Genomic DNA, 255 nt, shown 5'->3' on the forward strand with positions numbered 1-255 from the left:
TCATTGCCAGCCGCTTGCTCGCATTCAGCCTGTTCGGGTTGCTCAGTTATGTGGAGCCGGTCCTGCTGCTGGGGGTGGCGTTGCTGCTGGGTGAAGGTATCAAGACGGGCGAATGGCTGACCTACATCCCGATCTGGCTGGCGGTGATGGTGCTGGTGTACGAAGGCTTCAAGCACCTGGTGCGCCAACGCAGGGCATAAGCGCGAGAGCGTGGGGGGCATCCATGCCCTCCTGCTCAGGGCTGCGCCGCCATTC

1 protein-coding gene is annotated in these 255 nt (G+C 62.7%); it reads left to right on the plus strand.

Features of this window, described 5'->3' with window-relative positions; all coding sequences use genetic code 11:
* Nucleotides 1–200 (plus strand): hypothetical protein (locus ACH13J_RS18550; RefSeq protein WP_397544817.1); only part of this gene is annotated, 200 nt, incomplete at its 5' end.
* Nucleotides 201–255: the final 55 nt, after the last annotated feature.

The sequence above is a fragment of the Roseovarius salis genome (assembly GCF_044472985.1).
Lineage (GTDB): Bacteria > Pseudomonadota > Alphaproteobacteria > Rhodobacterales > Rhodobacteraceae > Roseovarius > Roseovarius salis.